Origin of the sequence: Myxococcus guangdongensis (assembly GCF_024198255.1) — a bacterium.
Taxonomy (GTDB): domain Bacteria; phylum Myxococcota; class Myxococcia; order Myxococcales; family Myxococcaceae; genus Myxococcus; species Myxococcus guangdongensis.
This window is the reverse complement of record NZ_JAJVKW010000011.1, coordinates 22,590-38,809: the sequence shown is the minus strand read 5'-3', so window position 1 is coordinate 38,809 and position 16,220 is coordinate 22,590. Positions and strand designations below refer to the sequence as shown.

Below are 16,220 nucleotides of genomic sequence, written 5' to 3'. Positions count from 1 at the left end.
GGCAGTGAGTTGGGGATGCGCTGTTTGTCATTGGCTTCGGTGGGGATTGGCTGAACAGCGCGTCGACTGGTTCTGGTGTTTTTCTGGATAGGCAGGATTCGTGCCAGGGGTTGTTGACGCCCTGGTGAAAGCGACCGTCCAGATGGCTGGACACGAGTCCGCGTAGCGAGACGCGCCTCGGAGTGAACCTGTCGGTCCGCTCTCATGCGCCTTGTTTTGATAAGGATGTACGACGCAGTTGTTCAGGGATTTGGGATGGAGTCCCTGGCTGTCGCTCTGCTTGCCACGTAACGGGCCCTGGGGCGCAGCAGGTGTCCCTGCTCACGCTGCTCCAGGATGTGCGCGACCCAGCCTGTCATGCGGCCCACGGCGAAGAGGGTCGCTGCTGCTCCCGGGGGGAGGCCCAGTGCTTCCGCGAGCATGACCAACCCCAGGTCCACTGTCGGCCCTGGATGTCCGGCCTTGCGCATCGCATCGAGGACCGCCCTCGCCACGCGCACACTTTGCACTTCGGGTTTCACCTCTCGCGCCGCGTCCATGATGGGTGGAGACCTCGGGTCACCGTCGGGATACAACTGGTGCCCGAAGCCCGGTACCGCGTCGCCTCGACGCAGGCGCTCGTGCACCACCGCGGTCGCTCGCTCCGGCTTCCCCACCTCCGCCAAAAGCGCCTCCACCCTGTCGCAGGCCCCTCCGTGCCTTGGCCCCGACAATGCCGCCAGCGCTGCACTCACGCAGGCATACAGGTCAGCTCCCGAGGAGGCAGTCACCCGGGCCGTGAACGTGGACACGTTGAGTTCGTGGTCCGCGCACAACACCAGGGCCCGATTGAGCAAATCCGGCGCTCGCTTCGCCTTGGTGTCCCACGCGATTGCCAGTGACTCGGCCACTGTCGGCGCTCGTAGGGCTCGGGCGACTCGTCCCGGCGCTTGCGCCACGCACACCCAGCCCGCCAACTGTCGCAGCAGTCTTCGCGCCCGCGCCTTCTCCTGCTCCGGCGGCGCTGCGAAACGCCCCGCGTCCCTAACCGCCAGCAATGGCACCAGTGCCGATAGCGCCGCCACCGGCGTTGTTCCTCGCGGTAGCAGTCGCGCCAACTCGGAGGGCGGTAGAGCGGGCTCCTCGCTTGCCCAACGAGGGTCTTCCTCGGGCAGCGTCCCTGACCACAGCAACTCCGCCACGGACTCGAGGCTCCTTCCACTCGTCGCCAACTCCACTGCGGAGTGCCCCCGGTATGCGAGCCCCTCCGCTCCCACCTGGGACACGGATGAGTCAATGACCGGCTCTCCCCACCTCAGTGCCCCCGACGCCACCGCCGCGTGCCCCGCCCGCGCGTCGTGCCGGACCTTTAGTCTCTCCAGGTCCGAGCGCACATAACGATTCTCCTTCGAGCCCGGCTCCGGCACGCAGCGCACGAGCCCTCGGCTCACGTAGGTGTAGAGCGTCGCCCGCTTCACCCCCAGGAGCGCCGCGGCCTCAACCGCCGTCACCAGCTCGTCCTCAGGTCGATGGACGAATCGAGATTGAGAGCGTCCACCCTTGCGTCTACTCATTCTCTCGCAACCTCCTGACTCCCCATTCTCGACTCGACTCGATTCACTTGTCGATGTGAGCCTTTCGCTCGCATCCCCACTCGTGATTGCGCCGAGAGGAGCACCGTCATGCCTTCTGTCGTCGACTTCGGCCGCACGTCCTCCGACTACTTGAAGCATCGCCAGGGCTTCCCGGAGGCCTTCTTCGCCCGGCTCGCGCGTGAAGGCGTTTTGCGCCCTGGCTTGCGCGCCGTCGACGTCGGCACGGGCACCGGCACTGTCGCCCGGGGACTCGTCCGACAGGGGTGCGCCGTCACCGCGACCGATATCTCGACGAACATGCTCTCGGCGGCCCGTCAGCTCGCCTCGGATGCCGCGCTCTCCATGGACTTCCGTGAGGCCCCCGCTGAGTCCACGGGGCTCCCCGCCAATGCCTTCGATCTCGTGACCGCCGGACAGTGCTGGCACTGGTTCGACCGGCCCGCCGCGGCTCGCGAGGCGCTGCGTCTACTCGTCCCTGGTGGGCGGCTCGTCATCGCCCATCTCGACTGGCTGCTGCTGCCTGGCAACGTCGTCGAAGCCACCGAAGCGCTCATGAGCGCCTTCAACCCCGACCCTCCCGACCACGCGCGCTTCGGCTGTGGCGTGGGGCTCTATCCGCAGTGGCTCCGCGACGTCACAGACGCCGGCTTCATGCCCTTGGAGACCTTCTCCTTCGACGTGCTCATTCCCTACACCCACGAGTCCTGGCGCGGTCGCTGCCGCGCCAGTGCCCTGGTCGCCGCCACCCTTCCTCCCGATGAAGTGGAGCGCTTTGACGCTGCCCACGCCCGACTCCTCGCCGAGCGCTTCCCCCAGGACGCGCTCGACATCTCTCACCGCGTCTTCGCACTCCTCGCCACGCGTCCCTGAGCCCCCCAGACCGTCCTCTCACTGAACCCACGGAGCACACCCCATGTCCTCCCATCCCCACGTCATCTACGAGCCGGACCTTCCGTGGACCGAAGTCACACAGGGCCCCCGCGTGGCCTACCGTCGCAAGCAGCTCGGTGCCGCCGCGAAGGGACAGAAGCTCGGCTGCAGCCTCATGGAGCTCGCTCCGGGCAAGCACGCCTTCCCGCTCCACTTCCACCTGGCCAACGAGGAGGCCTACTTCATCCTCTCTGGCACCGGACTCCTTCGCCTCGGTGACTCGACGCTTCCAGTGAAGGCCGGTGACTACGTGGCCCTGCCCCCGGGCGCACAGTCCGCGCACCAGCTCCTCAACGATGGCACCGAGACACTCCGCTACCTCGCGTTCTCCACCATGGTGGAGCCGGACGTCATGGTGTATCCGGACTCGAAGAAGCTCTGTGTCACCGCGGGCTCCGCGCCCGGGGGCGACAAGGCCTCTCGAACGCTGTTCACCGTCCTGCCCCTCTCCGCCGAAGTGGACTACTGGAGCGGCGAGGAGCGATAGGCTCCTCGCCCTCATGTCCTCCCTGCTCGACACCCTCGCCAAGGAGCGCCTCCTCAAGGACCGCGATGCCGCCACCGAGCTCGTGCGCCGCGGCGAGCCACCCCACGTCTCCCTGCTGCGCCTGTGCGACGCGGGCCTCCTCCTGGGCGGCCTCTCCGTCGCCTATGGCGTCCGCCCCGACGAGCTCATGGGCCCTCTCACCACCGCCATGGGCGGCCCCGCTCGCAACCTCAAGGTCGTCGACGTCCGCGAGCGCCCCGTCCTCGAGCTGCACGTCCAGGTCGGCGACGTCACCGAGAAGTGGGAGGTGGAGGACCTCTCCGTCCTCGTCCACAACCTCAACGACCTCTACCGGGACGCCCCCGACGCCCGCGCCATCGCCGAGCTGGGCGAGTGGGAGGACGCGCTCCAGCTCTGGTGTGTCGACAAGCGCACCCTGCAACGCTTCGCGCGGCAGCCCTTCTTCGCCCCCCGGAACGCCCGGGATTTGCGCTCCCGCACGGGTGACTGAGGTGCGGGAAGACCTTTCACGCTCTCGCGATAATCCCAGGTTCTGGGGCAGCATGGGGGGACATGCGTCTCGCGTCCTGTCTCCTGCTGCTGCTGTGGTCCTCGGCCGTCCTGGCCGAGCCTGACTCGTTCGGTCTGGGTGACGCGCTCAACGGCGCGCTCACCGTCACCACCGCGAACACCGTCATCAACACCGCGATGCCCCTGGCGCTCGGCTCGGCGCGTGGGGACACGTCGCTCGCGGTGACCTCCTCCGCGGCGCCTCCGGTGGGCGGCCTGGTGATGGTGCACCAGACGATGGGCTTCCCCGCGAGCACCCCTTCGGGCAGCACAGGCCAGACGAGCCCCGGCGGCGTGGGGCGCTGGGAGTTCGCACGCGTGTCCCAGGTGAGGGTGGGCAGCCCCACGGTGCTCTCGCTGTCCGCGCCGCTGGTGAATCCCTACACCGCGCCCGGCACACAGGTCGTCACGGTGCCCGAGTACACCCGCGTCACCGTGTCCTCCTCCGGCTCGCTCGTCGCGCGGCCCTGGGACGGCAGCTCCGGGGGCATCGTGGCCTTCCTCGCCACGGGCGCGGTGAGCCTCGAGGGCGACATCTCCGCCAGCGGCGCGGGCTTCCGTGGCGGCGCCGCCATCAACAACATCGCGAGGTCCGGCTGCGCTGGAAACGACCTCGCGCCGTCCCAGGGCGGCGCCTTCAAGGGCGAGGGCTTGGTGGTGCAGCGCTACGGCACGGCCTCCGGACGCGGCAACCTGGTGAACGCGGGGGGCGGCGGTATCTGCCACAACTCGGGCGGTGGCGGTGGTGGACACAGGGGCTTCGGTGGAACGGGCGGACGCTCCTCCTCCACGCTCGATACCGCGCGCGACGTGGGCGGCCTGGGCGGCACGTTGATGGAGTACTCCATCGTCGACGCCTTCCTCTTCGGAGGCGGTGGCGGCGCGGGCGAGGGCGACAACAACGTGGCGACCGGAGGTGGCGTGGGCGGCGGCGCGGTGTTCTTCCGGAGCGCCTCCCTCTCTGGAGGTGGGAACATCACCGCCAACGGTCAGGCCGTGCTTCCGGTGAATGGCGAGGACGGTGCGGGTGGCGGCGGCGCGGGTGGCTCGGTCATCGTGAGGACCTCGGGCACGTTGACGTGCAAGGTCGGAGTGCTCGGCGGGCGCGGGGGCGATGTGCGCGGCACGACCTCCCAGTTCGGACCGGGCGGTGGCGGCGCGGGCGGCTCCGTGCTGCTCAATGGCTCGTCGGTCTCGTGCGACATGGGGAGTTCGGGAGGCGCCGCGGGGGTGACGTCCACGGCGGGGGCGCATGGTCCCACGCACGGCGCGGGGGCCGGCGGCGGAGGTGACGTGAAGCTGTACACGTATGCGTATGCCACGCCGACCAAGCCGGTCATCACCGCGCCGACCCAGAATCAGACGAACGTACCCGAGCGTCCTCGCATCGTGGGCATCGCGGACCCGGGCATGCGCGTCGTCATCTCCGTGGATGGCGTGGAGGTGGCCCAGGTGACCGCGGGCGCCGGCGGCGACTTCTCCGCCGCGTTGAACGAGCCGCGTCCACCCCTGTCCTCGGGAGGCCACTCCGTCACGGCCATCGCTGACTCGCTGGGCGCGTACAGCAAGCCCGCGGACCTGGTGGCCTTCAATGTCTCGGGTGCTCAGTCCGCGGATGCGGGCGCCATTTCCCAACCCATCATCGTCGTGCCCGAGGAGGGCGAGGTGGTGGGGCCCACGCCGTACATCGCGGGTGTGGCGCTCAACGCGAGCACGGTGGGTCTGTATGTGGATGGCCGCGCGGAGGTCATCGTCCCCGCGGACGCCTTGGGTCGCTTCCGCTACCAGATTCCCGACGACGAGCCGCTGGGCGTCGGTCCCCACCGCGTCAATGCGCATGGGCACGGCGTGAACAACCAGGACTACGGCCCGGACTCGCCCAACACCGTCTTCGAGGTGGTGGAGGGCGCGGACGGCGGGACGACATCCCCCGACTCGGGTTCGCAGCCCGACGCTGGCTCGCAGCCCGACTCGGGAACGCCGGGGCCCGACGCGGGCTCGCCGGGAGATGGCGGCTCGGTGTTCTCGGGCGACACGCCGGTGCTCGTGGTTCCCGCGGAGGGCGAGGTCGTCGACCCGACGCCCTTGTTCGCGGGAGTGGCCCGGCCTGGTGCCTCCGTGTCGCTGGATGTGGATGGGACTCGCGTGGCCACCGTCACCGCCGACTCGACGGGCACGTTCCGACACACAGTCCCCTCCGACGGCGCACTGGCTTCAGGGGAGCACGCCGTGTCCGCGTACATGCTCAATGGAGAGTCGGGCACGTCAGGGCCTCGGTCCGCCGACACGGGGTTCCAGGTGCGCGGACCCACGGCGCTGGACGTGGGCTGTGGTGGTTGTGGCGCATCGCCCGTGGGTGCGGCGGGAGCGTGGGTGCTGCTCGTGGGCGGGTTGACGCTCATGCGTCGTCGGCGCAGCTAGCCTCGACGCAACGAGCAAGGGGCTCCTGCGCGACATTCCGGAAGCAGGGCTCGAACCTGCGTCGAGCCGGGTCAGAGCCGGCCGTTCTACCGCTGAACTATTCCGGAGCATTCTCTGGAGGAATCACGCGGCAAGCGCACTCAATGCCGCGTCTCCTCCACTTCAACCGCTGTCACATCCAGAACCGCGCCCTGCTCATCTCTTCGCACCACGAACGGGCCCACGTCGTCGTCGAACTCCTTGCCCGACTTGCCCGAGAACCACCCCGCCTTCTTGAGCGCGGAGGCCAGCTGGGGATGCGAGACGACCACGCCGTGTACCAGCTCCGGCGTGGGCGAGAACGGCACTGCTCGCCGCTGACCCGGATGCGACGTCCAGCCCTTCAGCTCCGGGTCCACACCATGTTTCCGACAGACCCGCTCGACGTAGGAGCGCGTGCAACGCTGACGGCCGGTGAGCACCTCCCACGGGGGCGGTAGCTCGGCCCAGATGAGCGTGTCGGGCTCGAGCCCTCCTCCCGACCGCGCGTGCCAACGCACGACATCCGAGGCCATGAGCCGCATGACCTTGCCCAGGCACATCATGTCCACGGCGTCGTGCATCCCCAGGGTATGCGCGAGCCCCAGCCAGCCCTGCCGGGCCGCGTTCCACGCTCCCGCCGTCGTGTTCCAGGTGCTCGAGTCGTCACCGCGCTGAACGACCATCGTCGAGCGGTCGAAGCGACTCCGCTCCCACGTGCGCCGCAACAGGTCCGCGATGTCGTGGAGGACCGCGAGCCAGGTGACGAAGAGGTTCATCTTGTCCGCGTCGGGCAGATGGCTGACGACGTCCACATCGGGCAGCACATGTGCGATGGCTCGCCAGCCCTCCGTGCACGGATGCTCCTTGAATCGCGTGAGCAGCATGTCGGCAATCTCGTCGAGCGCGCGGTCCTGGCTGCTGTTGGTGAAGACGCTCCGCCGGTTCCGCCGCGCGGTGAAGTAGGCGATGAAGCACGCCGCGTCCCGTGACTTCGAGAAGTCCGCCCAGGACAGTCGCGTCGCCAGGCTCGACTTCGCGATGCGCGTGGCCTCGTACTTGCGCTGCTCGAGCCGGTACGTCTCCAGTTTCTCCTCGAAGCGCGCCAGGAAGCGGAAGAGCTTGTTGTAGCGCCGACGGGAAATCTCCAGCCCCGCGCTCAGGCGCGCCTCCTTGTTGAGCCGGTCCCCCGCGAAGTCGCTCTTCTGGAACTGCTTGCGAATCTCCGTGCCCAGCTGACTGACGAAGGCGCTCACCTTCTCCACGTCCGCGGCGTCCTCGTCCGAGAGCACCGGGGCACGCGTGAACAGCTCGGACGCCTTACGCGTCTTGCGGAGGGGCGGAGTGGGGCGCTCGAAGTCCTGCGCCATGGAGGAGAGCTGATGCACGCCGCGCTTCAGCGAGCCGCAGGCCGCCTTCGTCAACAGATTCGTCTGGGACCGCGTCAGCTCCGGGCCGAGCTCGGTGAGGACGAGCTCAGCGACGTCCTCCGGGCGCATGCGCCGCTGGAGGGACTCGAAGAGGGTGTGCAGGGTCGATGACATGGCGTCCACGGACCGCAGCGACGCATCCCTGTCCCGACTCATGACAACACGGCGGCGGAGGCCTCACGGGGACCTCCGCTGCCACGAGGCGACTTCCGTCCCTCAGTCGTCGCCGAGCAGCGAACCGAGTCCGACGTTGCCGAGCACGCTGCCCTCATCCCGCGAGCCACCTGGGCGCGCGGCGGAGAGGATGCGACCCGCGAGCCGGCTGAAGGGCAGCGACTGGAGCCACACCTTGCCCGGGCCTCGCAGTGTGGCGAAGAACAGACCCTCGCCGCCGAAGAAGGCCGTCTTGATGCCGCTCACCATCTGGATGTCGTAGTCCACCGTCGGTTGGAACGCGACGATACAGCCGGTGTCCACGCGCAAGAGCTCGCCCGGGCCCAGCGTGCGCTCGCGCAGCGTGCCACCCGCGTGGATGAACGCGAGCCCGTCTCCCTGCAGCCGCTGCATGATGAAGCCCTCGCCGCCGAACAGGCCCGTGCCCAGCTTCTTCTGGAACGCGATGCCCAGCGACACGCCCTTCGCCGCCGCGAGGAAGCTGTCCTTCTGGGCAATCAGCTCGCCGCCGAGCTCGCCCAGGTTCACCGGGATGATCTTCCCGGGGTAGGGCGCCGCGAAGGCCACCTTGCGCTTGCCGCCGCCCCGGTTGAGGAAGACGGTGGTGAAGAGCGACTCGCCCGTCAGCAGGCGCTTGCCCGCGCCGAGCAGCGAGCCCAGGAGGCCGCTCTTCTTCTCCGAGCCGTCACCGAAGATGGTCTCCATCTCGATGCCGTCCTCCATGTACATGAGGGTGCCGGCCTCGGCCACCGCCGCCTCCTGCGGGTCCAGCTCCACCTCGACGAACTGCAGGTCATCGCCGTAGATGTGGAAGTCGACCTCGTGCATCTGCGCCATGGGATTGCTCCGCCGAAAAATGTCGGCGCACCATAGCCGCCCGCTCGCGAGGCTCAACCGATGTCTACTGCGCGAGCACGATGGAGAGCGCGGTGACCAGTCCGGCGTCGTCCTGGGCCAGCGCGGGTGGAATGGACAGCGTCACCGCGTTGTCCAACCTGCCGCCGCAGGTGCGCCAGCCGGTGTAGAGGTCGTTGCTCTTGCTCTTGGTGACGAGCTCGTAGCTGCAGCGACCGATGTTCCCGGCGATCTGGTCGGGGCTCACGCGGAAATTGGAGAGCTGGCCGCCGAACGTTCCCACGGCCTCGAGCATGTCCCCGTCCTCCGTCACCTTCAGGTCCACCGGCGCCTGTCCATAGATGCCCTTGACGTTGTCGCCCTCCACCTGGAGGTTCACCGGTCGGCCGAAGGCCCGGCCGCGCACGACGTCATCGCCGAAGTAGAGCTGGAGCTGAGGCCCCGAGAGGTTGTCCTCCGTGACGCGGATGTTCACGGCGCGCTCCCGCGTCCGCAGGTCGAGGTACTGGTCCGGGGATTTCGCCGCCAGGGCGGGAGCGCTGGCGAGCAGGCCGAGAACGAGGAGGCGCGAGGTCTTCATGCCCATGAACCTAGGCAGCCCGTGCCGTGGGTGTGCTCAGTCCGCAGGCAGGGCGGGCGTGCTGCCTCCCGCGGGGAGCTCCACGGAATCTCCTCCCTCCGGACGCAGCACCAGCCTGCGCAGCGTCCACGCCTCCGACGTGTAGGTCACCTGGGCCTCCAGCACGCCGCGCCCCTTGGGGCCTTGCACGGTGAGGTCGAAGTCCACCTGGCCTCCCCGCCGCTCGGTGGCGTCATGGGCGCGCAGGGTGATGAAGCTGCTCGTCAGGGGCGTGCCCAGCCGCTCGGTGGCGAGCGGGGTGGCCTCCGCGGTGCGCAGCGCGAGGCGGTGCACGTCGTCACGGCGCAGCGCTTGCTCGATGTCCTGGAAGAGCGCGCGCGACACCCAGGCCACCCCCGTGGCGAAGCAGCCGAGCCCACCGAGGACGAGCGCGGCCGCCACCATCCAGCTCTGCCAGGGGCTGTCCACGCGTCGCGAAGGCATCCGGGTCTCCCGAGAGCCCCACACTAACGGGCGGGCGCGCGGGTTGCCGGGCAGGCGACGCGGACGGCCATTATGCTCCGCGCTCGCACCGGAGGTGCTGGACGTGGCGGAGTCGTCTCAAGGGGTGGAGCAGGAGTCACGACAGCGCCGCGCGGGCCCGGGACGGGTGCTGCGCTGGCTGATGTCCCTGGGCGGCATCCTCGCGCTGATGGGCGGGCTGCACGCGTACCTGGCGGTGCGCCTGTTCGTGAGCCCGGCGTGGCCCTCGCCCTGGGGCGCTCTGGGCGTGGTGCTGATGGTGCTGCTCTTCGTGTCGATTCCGGCCGGACTGTTCGCGGGACGGGGCGAGCCCTCGACGGCCCAGCGCGTGCTGCAGTGGACGTCGTTCCTGTGGCTGGGGAGCTTCGGCATCCTGCTCAGCGCCGTGGTGGTGGCGGACGTGGTGGGCGCGGTGCTGGGGTGGACGGGCGTGGTGCCGGACGCGCTGCTGCTCGCGCGCGGCAAGGCGCTCGTGGTGGGCGCGGTGACGGTGCCCGCGGTGCTCTACGCGTTCGTGACGGCGCGAGGGCGCGCGACGGTGGAGCACGTGACGGTGCCCATGACGGGGCTCGGGCCGGGACTCGCGGGCCTGCGGGTGGTGCAGATTTCGGATGTCCACGTGGGCCCCACGCTGGATGGCCGGTGGCTGCGGCGCGTGGTGGAGCAGGTGAACGCGCTGAAGCCCGACATCATCGCGGTGACGGGCGACCTGGTCGACGGGCACGTGGAGGCGCTGCGTGAGGAGGTGCATCCCCTGGCGGAGCTGCGCGCGTCGCTCGGCGTGTTCTACGTGACGGGCAATCACGAGTACTACCACGGCGGTCCCGCCTGGGAGGCGGAGGTGGCGCGGCTGGGGCTCACCGTGCTGCGCAACTCGCACCGCGTGGTGGAGCGCGATGGCGCGCGGTTGGTGGTCGCGGGCGTGACGGACCACGACGCGGGACACATCATCCCGGAGCATGCGAGCCGTCCCTCGGTCGCGCTCGCGAACGCGCCCGAGGGTGTGCCGGTGGTGCTGCTGGCGCATCAGCCCCGCTCTGCGCTGCACGTGGCGCGCGACGGCGTGCGCGTGGACCTGCAGCTGTCCGGACACACGCATGGCGGGCAGGTGTTCCCGTTCATGTTCTTCATCAAGCTGCAGCAGCCCGTGGTGCAAGGGCTCGCGACCATCGCCGGCGTGCGCGTGTACACGCACCGGGGCACGGGGTACTGGGGCCCGCCGCTGCGCCTGGGGCCGTCTCCTGAAATCGCGGAGCTGACGCTGGTGCCGGCGACAGCTTGAGCGGGGCTCCTCACGGGCGTGTCATGCTCCGCGCCATGCCATCGTCGAGCCGTGGGGAGGTGTTCACATGACGTCTTCGGGATTCGACGCGCTCCTCGAGGCCGTGCGCGGACCGGCTTCGGCGCACGTCCTCGTCATCACGGGCGCGGGCATCAGTCTGGCCAGTGGCATTCCGACGTTCCGGGGCACGGACCCGGGCGCGGTCTGGTCCAACGAGGTGATGGAGAAGGGGACCCACGCGTTCTTCCGACGCGCGCCGCACGAGTCCTGGAAGATGTACCTCCAGCGCTTCGAGCTGGCGCGGGCCGCGAAGCCGAACGCGGCGCACCAGGCGCTCGTGGCGTGGGAGGCGTGGCAGGAGGCGAAGGGACGCGGCTTCGCCATCGTCACCCAGAACGTGGACTCGCTGCACGAGGACGCCGGGAGTCGGGAGCTGGTGAAGGTGCATGGGAGTCTGCGATTGGCGCGCTGCTCCGCCCAGGGCTGCGCGCTGGGGGCGCCTCGCGGCACGGTGCCGCTGGCGTCGGTGGACTTCTCGGCGTTCCACGCGAACCCGAGCCCGGAGACGGTGCCGCGCTGCCCTCGCTGCAACAGCCGCCTGCGGCCCCACGTGCTCTGGTTCGATGAGAACTACACGGAGCACGACAGCTACGAAATCGAGCGGACGCTCATCCTGGCGCGACAGAGCCGCGTGATTGTCTTCGTCGGGACGTCCTTCTCCGTGGGTGTGACGGACATGGTCTACCGACGGGGCCGGAAGCTGGATGCGCGGATGTTCAGCATCGACCCGTCGAACGTGTCGCTGGACCTGGGCATCGAGCCGGTGACGGCCCGCGCCGACGATGCCCTGCCGGAGCTGGTTCGCGCGCTCCAGTCCTGAGTTGCCACCTCCGGGCGCCCTTGCGGCCTGGAGGTGCTGTTGTAGGTCGGACGGAGGCACGCCGACGCACCTGTCAGGTCGCTGAGAAAACCCTCGTCGGGTGCCGGCCGCCGTCGGGCGGATTCTGTTCACACGACATGACGAGGGAGCGTAACCGTGACGACCTTCGCAGTGGACGCTGTCGAGGAAGCAAGGACTCCGCTGGACACCGTTCCGCTCGGGACGCTGGTGGGGAAGACGCACTGGATGGCGCCCGGCGCGGACACCCCGGTGGTGGACCCCCAGGGCATCCACCCGCTGCTCGCCGCCGTGCATCAGGCCTTCGCCGAGCACCGGCCCCTGGTGCTCTCTCCGGACGTGGTGTGGCTCACGCTGGCGCAGGGCGTGGCCCAGCACATCCGGCTGAATGCCGAGCGGCTTCGGGAGCGACTCGTCCGCCACGAGGGGCGCCGGAATCTCGAGGTCGTGGTGGGCGCGGTGCCTCACACGGACGAGGACTTCCGCGCCATCCTCGCGGCCTTCCGAGGGCTGCTCCGTGAGGCGCTGGGGCCGGGCATCCCCCGCCTGCTGTCGTGTGACTTCTCCACCAGCACCGACATCGAGCGCATGGCTGGCGACGTGGTCCTGATGGACGCGATGTCGCCGTACTTCGACTTCACGCTGGGCATCCGGTGCGGCATCCCCCGGGTCACCCTGCTGGGCACACCCGAGGACTGGCGGGCCATCCGCCGCCGCATCGACGTCATCGCCGAGCTGGACCTGTCCTGGTGGACGTCCTCGCTCATCCCCATCGCGGACGAGCTGGTGCGCGCCTCGGAGGGGAAGCCGGACCGTCAGCTGTGGACGGAGCTCTACAAGCCCGCGGCCGCGTATGGCTGGGACCGCATGGCGGGCTGGGTGATGCGGCTGTTCCCGTACATCGGCCAGTCCGGACGCTTCGACCAGCGCAACCCCCTGCTCGAGCAGTCCCACGCGGAGTTCTTGAAGTCGCGGGACGCGGCCCTGGACCACTTCGATGTGCCGGGCGTCGCGCTGCACTGGGTCCCCGCGGGCTTGTCGTGTGTGCCATTGCGCGTTCACGACGAGCCGATGACCTGGCGGGAGACGTGGTCCCTGGAGGCGGGCGTGCTCGCGGTGGCGGTGGATGCCGACGGGGCCCTCGTGCCGCGCGCGGGCGTCATGGTCCGCGCGGGGGGCGCCTCGGTGGATGAGCTCATCGAGCGGCTCGTCTCGGAGCACTCCGTCGTCCGAGCCACCCAGCCGAGCACGTACTGGGGCCTCGCGGAGCTCAACGCGCTCTATGACCACCTGGCCAGCGCCACGCTCTTCCCGGGGACACGGCCCTGGCGCGTACGGCCCACCTCCGAGCACGTCGAGGTCCACATCCCTCTCGACGGCGGCCACTCCACGCCGGTGCGCTGCGTGGTGGACCTGCCGGATGGGACGGTGCTCGCGTTGCGCTCCTGCAGTGGTCGGCGTCCCTCCTGCTTCGTGCGGTTGCGCGCGGACGCGCTCGAACCGATGGAGCTGCCGACCGACGTGACGGCCGCCGAGATGGTGATGCTGGACTGCGAGACGCTGCGCACCCCACTGCGCTCCCTCCAGCGGGTCACGGACATCCCCGTCGTGGGGACCTCTCTCACGGCGCTGCTCCTCCGGGCGATGGAGCAGGGCGGCTCCACCGAGCTGCCCGCGTCGGGCACGCTCGCCGAGCAGTTGGAGGCCTGGGAGAACCCTGGGGCCCGAAGGCGACTGTCGTCCTCCTGACACTGTGTCGAGGAGGGTTGGGTTGAAGGAGACCCACTGAACGGGTGTTGCATCCCACGAGCCTGTGACGGGACACGTGGGATGTGGCATGGCTCCCTGGAGCAAGAGCGGACTAATCGGATAATTGAAGTGAAATTTGATATTTCCGCTATTGCTGGCTACAGTCCGATGCGTGCCCCCCTCCACGATTGCCCAGCCCCGTCTGCTCGAGTCCGTTCCCGCGCCTCGCCTGAGAGAGGTGGGGGGGCTGGGCGTGTCCGGGTCGCGACGTTCCCTGAAGGGCTCGGGCGGGCCGACGGTGATGGTGGTCTCCGAGTCGCCCTTCTCGCGGCTGATGATGGGGCGCGAGCTGGCGCCGGCCTTCGGGTTGATCCACGCGCAGGGCGTGGCGTCGGCGGGGCGCAGGCTGGAGATGGGGACGGTGCCGGCGGCGGTGGTGGTGGATCTGGACTCGGAGCCTCGCGCCGTGTCGCACGCGTTCCTGGCGCGGCTGGTGGAGAAGGACTTCCAGGGGCCTCGGGTGCTGGTGTCGTCACGCTTCTGCCCGGAGCTCGCGGAGGCGTTCAGTGGCTCGTGCCTGACGCACTTCGCGCTCGCGCGGCCCTGGCGTCCGGGGATGCTGCGCTCGCTGGTGGAGTCGGTGCTGGGCCAGCGCGCACCGCTTCGCGCCGCCGCGGGGCGCTGAGGGTTTCGTCGTGAGTCGGGTGTCTGGGGTTCCCGCCCGTCTGGCGGACGCGGGGTGGGGTCTGCTCACCGGCGCGTTGAGCGTCGTGCGCGGCCTGGTGCTCGGTTGGGTGGTGGTGCTCTCGGGCGTGTCGCGAGGGCTCGTGGCGCTCGTCCTGGGGCGTCGGCGCGAGGGCGGGTTCCTGCTGCGGCGAGGACTGGTGCGCGTGGCGCAGCTCCCGCTGGACGCGGTGCTGATGCTGGCCGGGCGGATGGTCAGCGCGGTGCAGGTGCTGCTGGGCCTGGAGCCCGTGGGGCGTCGACTCACGGGCTTCGAGGTGGCGCTGCTGCGGCCCGTGTTCGGCACGAGCCTGGACTACGCGGCGGTGCGGGTGAAGGAGGGCCCGGTGGGTGTGCTGGGGATTCCCGGGCGCGCCTTCGCGCATGGCGACACCGTGTTCATCCCGCCGAGGAGTGGACCCACGGACGTGGCGCTGCTGACGCACGAGCTGACGCACGTGTGGCAACACCAGCACGGAGGCACGGCGTACTTGAGCGCCGCGCTCGCCGCGCAGTTCTGGGGAGATGGGTACGACTGGCGCAAGGGCGTGCGTGACGGGCTGCGCTGGGAGGAGCTCAATCCCGAGCAGCAGGCGCAGCTCATCGAGGACGCCACCGTGGCGGGCCTGGTCCATCCAGACCACGCGGAGCTGTCCCAGCGGGTCCGACTGAAGGGGTGGACCGAGGCCTCGCTTCCGGTGCTCGACGAGGCCCTGGCGAGCCTGCGCGCGGGACGTGGCGCGCCGTAGCGGCTGGACGTGCGCGCCGGGATGCGGTCTTGGCGAGTCCCTCTGAACCGGGCGAGGGGTTCGTGGGAGCACACGAGTTCGAGGGGCGGTGGCGAGAGGCCCGCGACGTCGTGGAGATGCTCGGACTCGCACCACGGCGTGGTCCGCCTGGGTGGTCATCTTCGTACCGTAGGTTGCTCAGACCTGGGTGGCGCAGGCGATGCACCGAGCAGCTTCGCTCGCCACGCAACCGTTGAGCCCCGCGCCCCACGCGGCGTTGGCTTCGAGGAGGACCCAGCCTCTTCCCTCGACGAGGGCCGCGTCGAGGACACAGGTGCGCGGGAGCTTCTCCCCACTGGCCACGGTGCCCAGGAAGGCCCGCGCGTCCTCGATACTGCCTTCGCCTTCGTACAGCGCGCACGTGAGCGCGCGGCCCTCGAGCATCCACGCACGGGCCTCGGCTCGCACGTCGACGACCTCGGACGAGAGCACGGGTGTCTCGGGCGGCAAGCCCCGACACTCTTCGAGCAGTGGTTCGGGCCCCGGCCACACGGCCGCGCGGAACACCTTGGGAACCCGCGGCTTGATGAACCGTGGGAAAGGGCCCGTGACGACACGCTCCAGCGTGGAGCCTTGTACCTCGCGCCCCACCTGGTCCACATCCGCCTGAAGCAACAGGTCATCGGGCGGCGAGACGAGGGTGAGGCCCAGCTTCTGGGCGACCACGAGGCAGAACGTGTCGTTGCCATACAGCCGGGTCCGCGCGGGCTCGACGTCGGGCGGGCTCCAGAAGCGGTCGAGTCGCAGCACCGAGCCTCCCCCATCTTCCCAGGCGCGCGCGACGGCGTCGCGCTCCGGGTCGACCTTGGCTGGAATCAACAACTGGAGCCCCTGGAACATCATCGCCTCGACGTTAACGCATCCCGCGCGGACCCAAGGTGACACGAAAGCCGGCTACAGCTTCGGAGGCGCCATGGGGTCGTGCTCGGAGAGCATCTTCGCCACGCGCGCCTCATCCAGGCGGGCGCCGAGCTGCTCCATCTCATGCTGGTCGCGAACCGTCTTCGACAGGCTGAACGCGGAGCCCACGCTGAACAACAACCCCATGGCCATGAAGGACTTCACCCACGTGTCCACCGGCAGGTGCCAGATGCCGATGGCGGTGACACCCACGGAGAGGGCGAAGGACAGCCAGACCTGGATGACCCAGGCGGAGCTGTGCGCGACGACGACCTTGGGCGTGGAACGGGACATGGTGTCTCCTCGGAAGCGAGCCTTG

General features: G+C 69.6%; 16 protein-coding genes and 1 tRNA gene. 9 read left to right on the top strand and 8 right to left on the bottom strand.

From position 1 onward, the window contains the following. Positions 1-242: 242 nt before the first annotated feature. Positions 243-1,553 carry a citrate/2-methylcitrate synthase gene (locus tag LXT21_RS29725; protein ID WP_254041585.1) on the bottom strand — a complete coding sequence of 437 codons (1,311 nt, stop codon included), beginning with the start codon at positions 1,551-1,553 and terminating at the stop codon, positions 243-245. A gap of 108 nt (positions 1,554-1,661) precedes the next feature. Here LXT21_RS29725 and LXT21_RS29720 point away from each other — a divergent pair, with 108 nt between their 5' ends. The 4 genes from LXT21_RS29720 (at position 1,662) to agmC (ending at position 5,982) form a co-directional block, all read left to right on the top strand. After that, entirely contained in the window at positions 1,662-2,444 is a 783-nt protein-coding gene (locus LXT21_RS29720) for a class I SAM-dependent methyltransferase (RefSeq protein WP_254041584.1), read from the top strand. A gap of 43 nt (positions 2,445-2,487) precedes the next feature. Beyond that, positions 2,488-2,991 (top strand): cupin domain-containing protein, encoded by a 504-nt coding sequence (locus tag LXT21_RS29715; protein WP_254041583.1) that lies wholly within the window; start codon positions 2,488-2,490, stop codon positions 2,989-2,991. Between the two features lie 13 nt (positions 2,992-3,004). Continuing rightward, positions 3,005-3,502, top strand: a complete 498-nt coding sequence (locus LXT21_RS29710) for a hypothetical protein (protein WP_254041582.1) — start codon at positions 3,005-3,007, stop codon at positions 3,500-3,502. Positions 3,503-3,564: 62 nt separating this feature from the next. Next, positions 3,565-5,982, top strand: coding sequence for an adventurous gliding motility protein AgmC (gene agmC, locus LXT21_RS29705; RefSeq protein WP_254041581.1), 2,418 nt, complete (start codon positions 3,565-3,567; stop codon positions 5,980-5,982). 35 nt (positions 5,983-6,017) lie between these two features. Here the strand turns inward: agmC and LXT21_RS29700 are convergent. The 5 genes from LXT21_RS29700 to LXT21_RS29680 all read right to left on the bottom strand — a co-directional run bounded on the left by LXT21_RS29700 (position 6,018) and on the right by LXT21_RS29680 (position 9,522). Further along, positions 6,018-6,089, bottom strand: a tRNA-Gln gene (locus LXT21_RS29700). A gap of 33 nt (positions 6,090-6,122) precedes the next feature. Next, positions 6,123-7,544, bottom strand: a complete 1,422-nt coding sequence (locus LXT21_RS29695) for a hypothetical protein (RefSeq protein ID WP_254041580.1) — start codon at positions 7,542-7,544, stop codon at positions 6,123-6,125. A gap of 102 nt (positions 7,545-7,646) precedes the next feature. Further along, positions 7,647-8,441, bottom strand: a complete 795-nt coding sequence (locus LXT21_RS29690; protein ID WP_254041579.1) for a TIGR00266 family protein — start codon at positions 8,439-8,441, stop codon at positions 7,647-7,649. A gap of 64 nt (positions 8,442-8,505) precedes the next feature. Further along, positions 8,506-9,039, bottom strand: coding sequence for a hypothetical protein (locus LXT21_RS29685; RefSeq protein ID WP_254041578.1), 534 nt, complete (start codon positions 9,037-9,039; stop codon positions 8,506-8,508). Between the two features lie 36 nt (positions 9,040-9,075). Beyond that, the gene (locus LXT21_RS29680; protein WP_254041577.1) at positions 9,076-9,522 is read right to left on the bottom strand and encodes a cytochrome c oxidase assembly factor Coa1 family protein; all 447 of its coding nucleotides are present in this window, start codon (positions 9,520-9,522) and stop codon (positions 9,076-9,078) included. Positions 9,523-9,625: 103 nt separating this feature from the next. Here LXT21_RS29680 and LXT21_RS29675 point away from each other — a divergent pair, with 103 nt between their 5' ends. From LXT21_RS29675 to LXT21_RS29655, 5 genes are all read left to right on the top strand, one after another. Beyond that, a complete protein-coding gene (locus tag LXT21_RS29675) occupies positions 9,626-10,843 on the top strand; it encodes a metallophosphoesterase (protein WP_254041576.1) in 1,218 nt (405 codons plus the stop codon). A gap of 67 nt (positions 10,844-10,910) precedes the next feature. Continuing rightward, positions 10,911-11,723, top strand: coding sequence for an SIR2 family NAD-dependent protein deacylase (locus LXT21_RS29670; protein ID WP_254041575.1), 813 nt, complete (start codon positions 10,911-10,913; stop codon positions 11,721-11,723). Between the two features lie 156 nt (positions 11,724-11,879). Next, positions 11,880-13,490, top strand: a complete 1,611-nt coding sequence (locus tag LXT21_RS29665; RefSeq protein WP_254041574.1) for a DUF4419 domain-containing protein — start codon at positions 11,880-11,882, stop codon at positions 13,488-13,490. 172 nt (positions 13,491-13,662) lie between these two features. Continuing rightward, positions 13,663-14,175: a hypothetical protein gene (locus LXT21_RS29660; protein ID WP_254041881.1), complete on the top strand. Its 513-nt coding sequence runs from the start codon at positions 13,663-13,665 to the stop codon at positions 14,173-14,175. Between the two features lie 10 nt (positions 14,176-14,185). Then, positions 14,186-14,962: an eCIS core domain-containing protein gene (locus tag LXT21_RS29655; RefSeq protein ID WP_254041573.1), complete on the top strand. Its 777-nt coding sequence runs from the start codon at positions 14,186-14,188 to the stop codon at positions 14,960-14,962. A gap of 177 nt (positions 14,963-15,139) precedes the next feature. Here the strand turns inward: LXT21_RS29655 and LXT21_RS29650 are convergent, their stop codons facing one another. Further along, entirely contained in the window at positions 15,140-15,844 is a 705-nt protein-coding gene (locus tag LXT21_RS29650) for an ATP-grasp domain-containing protein (RefSeq protein ID WP_254041572.1), read from the bottom strand. A 51-nt stretch (positions 15,845-15,895) separates the two neighbouring features. Continuing rightward, positions 15,896-16,195: a YiaA/YiaB family inner membrane protein gene (locus tag LXT21_RS29645; protein WP_254041571.1), complete on the bottom strand. Its 300-nt coding sequence runs from the start codon at positions 16,193-16,195 to the stop codon at positions 15,896-15,898. Positions 16,196-16,220 lie beyond the last annotated feature (25 nt).

Bases quoted from the DNA above. Each gene is read 5' to 3' on its own strand.
- LXT21_RS29725 (WP_254041585.1), bottom strand. From the start codon at position 1,553: ATGAGTAGACGCAAGGGTGGACGCTCTCAATCTCGATTCGTCCATCGA.
- LXT21_RS29720 (WP_254041584.1), top strand. From the start codon at position 1,662: ATGCCTTCTGTCGTCGACTTCGGCCGCACGTCCTCCGACTACTTGAAG.
- LXT21_RS29715 (WP_254041583.1), top strand. From the start codon at position 2,488: ATGTCCTCCCATCCCCACGTCATCTACGAGCCGGACCTTCCGTGGACC.
- LXT21_RS29710 (WP_254041582.1), top strand. From the start codon at position 3,005: ATGTCCTCCCTGCTCGACACCCTCGCCAAGGAGCGCCTCCTCAAGGAC.
- agmC (WP_254041581.1), top strand. From the start codon at position 3,565: ATGCGTCTCGCGTCCTGTCTCCTGCTGCTGCTGTGGTCCTCGGCCGTC.
- LXT21_RS29695 (WP_254041580.1), bottom strand. From the start codon at position 7,544: ATGTCATCGACCCTGCACACCCTCTTCGAGTCCCTCCAGCGGCGCATG.
- LXT21_RS29690 (WP_254041579.1), bottom strand. From the start codon at position 8,441: ATGGCGCAGATGCACGAGGTCGACTTCCACATCTACGGCGATGACCTG.
- LXT21_RS29685 (WP_254041578.1), bottom strand. From the start codon at position 9,039: ATGAAGACCTCGCGCCTCCTCGTTCTCGGCCTGCTCGCCAGCGCTCCC.
- LXT21_RS29680 (WP_254041577.1), bottom strand. From the start codon at position 9,522: ATGCCTTCGCGACGCGTGGACAGCCCCTGGCAGAGCTGGATGGTGGCG.
- LXT21_RS29670 (WP_254041575.1), top strand. From the start codon at position 10,911: ATGACGTCTTCGGGATTCGACGCGCTCCTCGAGGCCGTGCGCGGACCG.
- LXT21_RS29650 (WP_254041572.1), bottom strand. From the start codon at position 15,844: ATGATGTTCCAGGGGCTCCAGTTGTTGATTCCAGCCAAGGTCGACCCG.
- LXT21_RS29645 (WP_254041571.1), bottom strand. From the start codon at position 16,195: ATGTCCCGTTCCACGCCCAAGGTCGTCGTCGCGCACAGCTCCGCCTGG.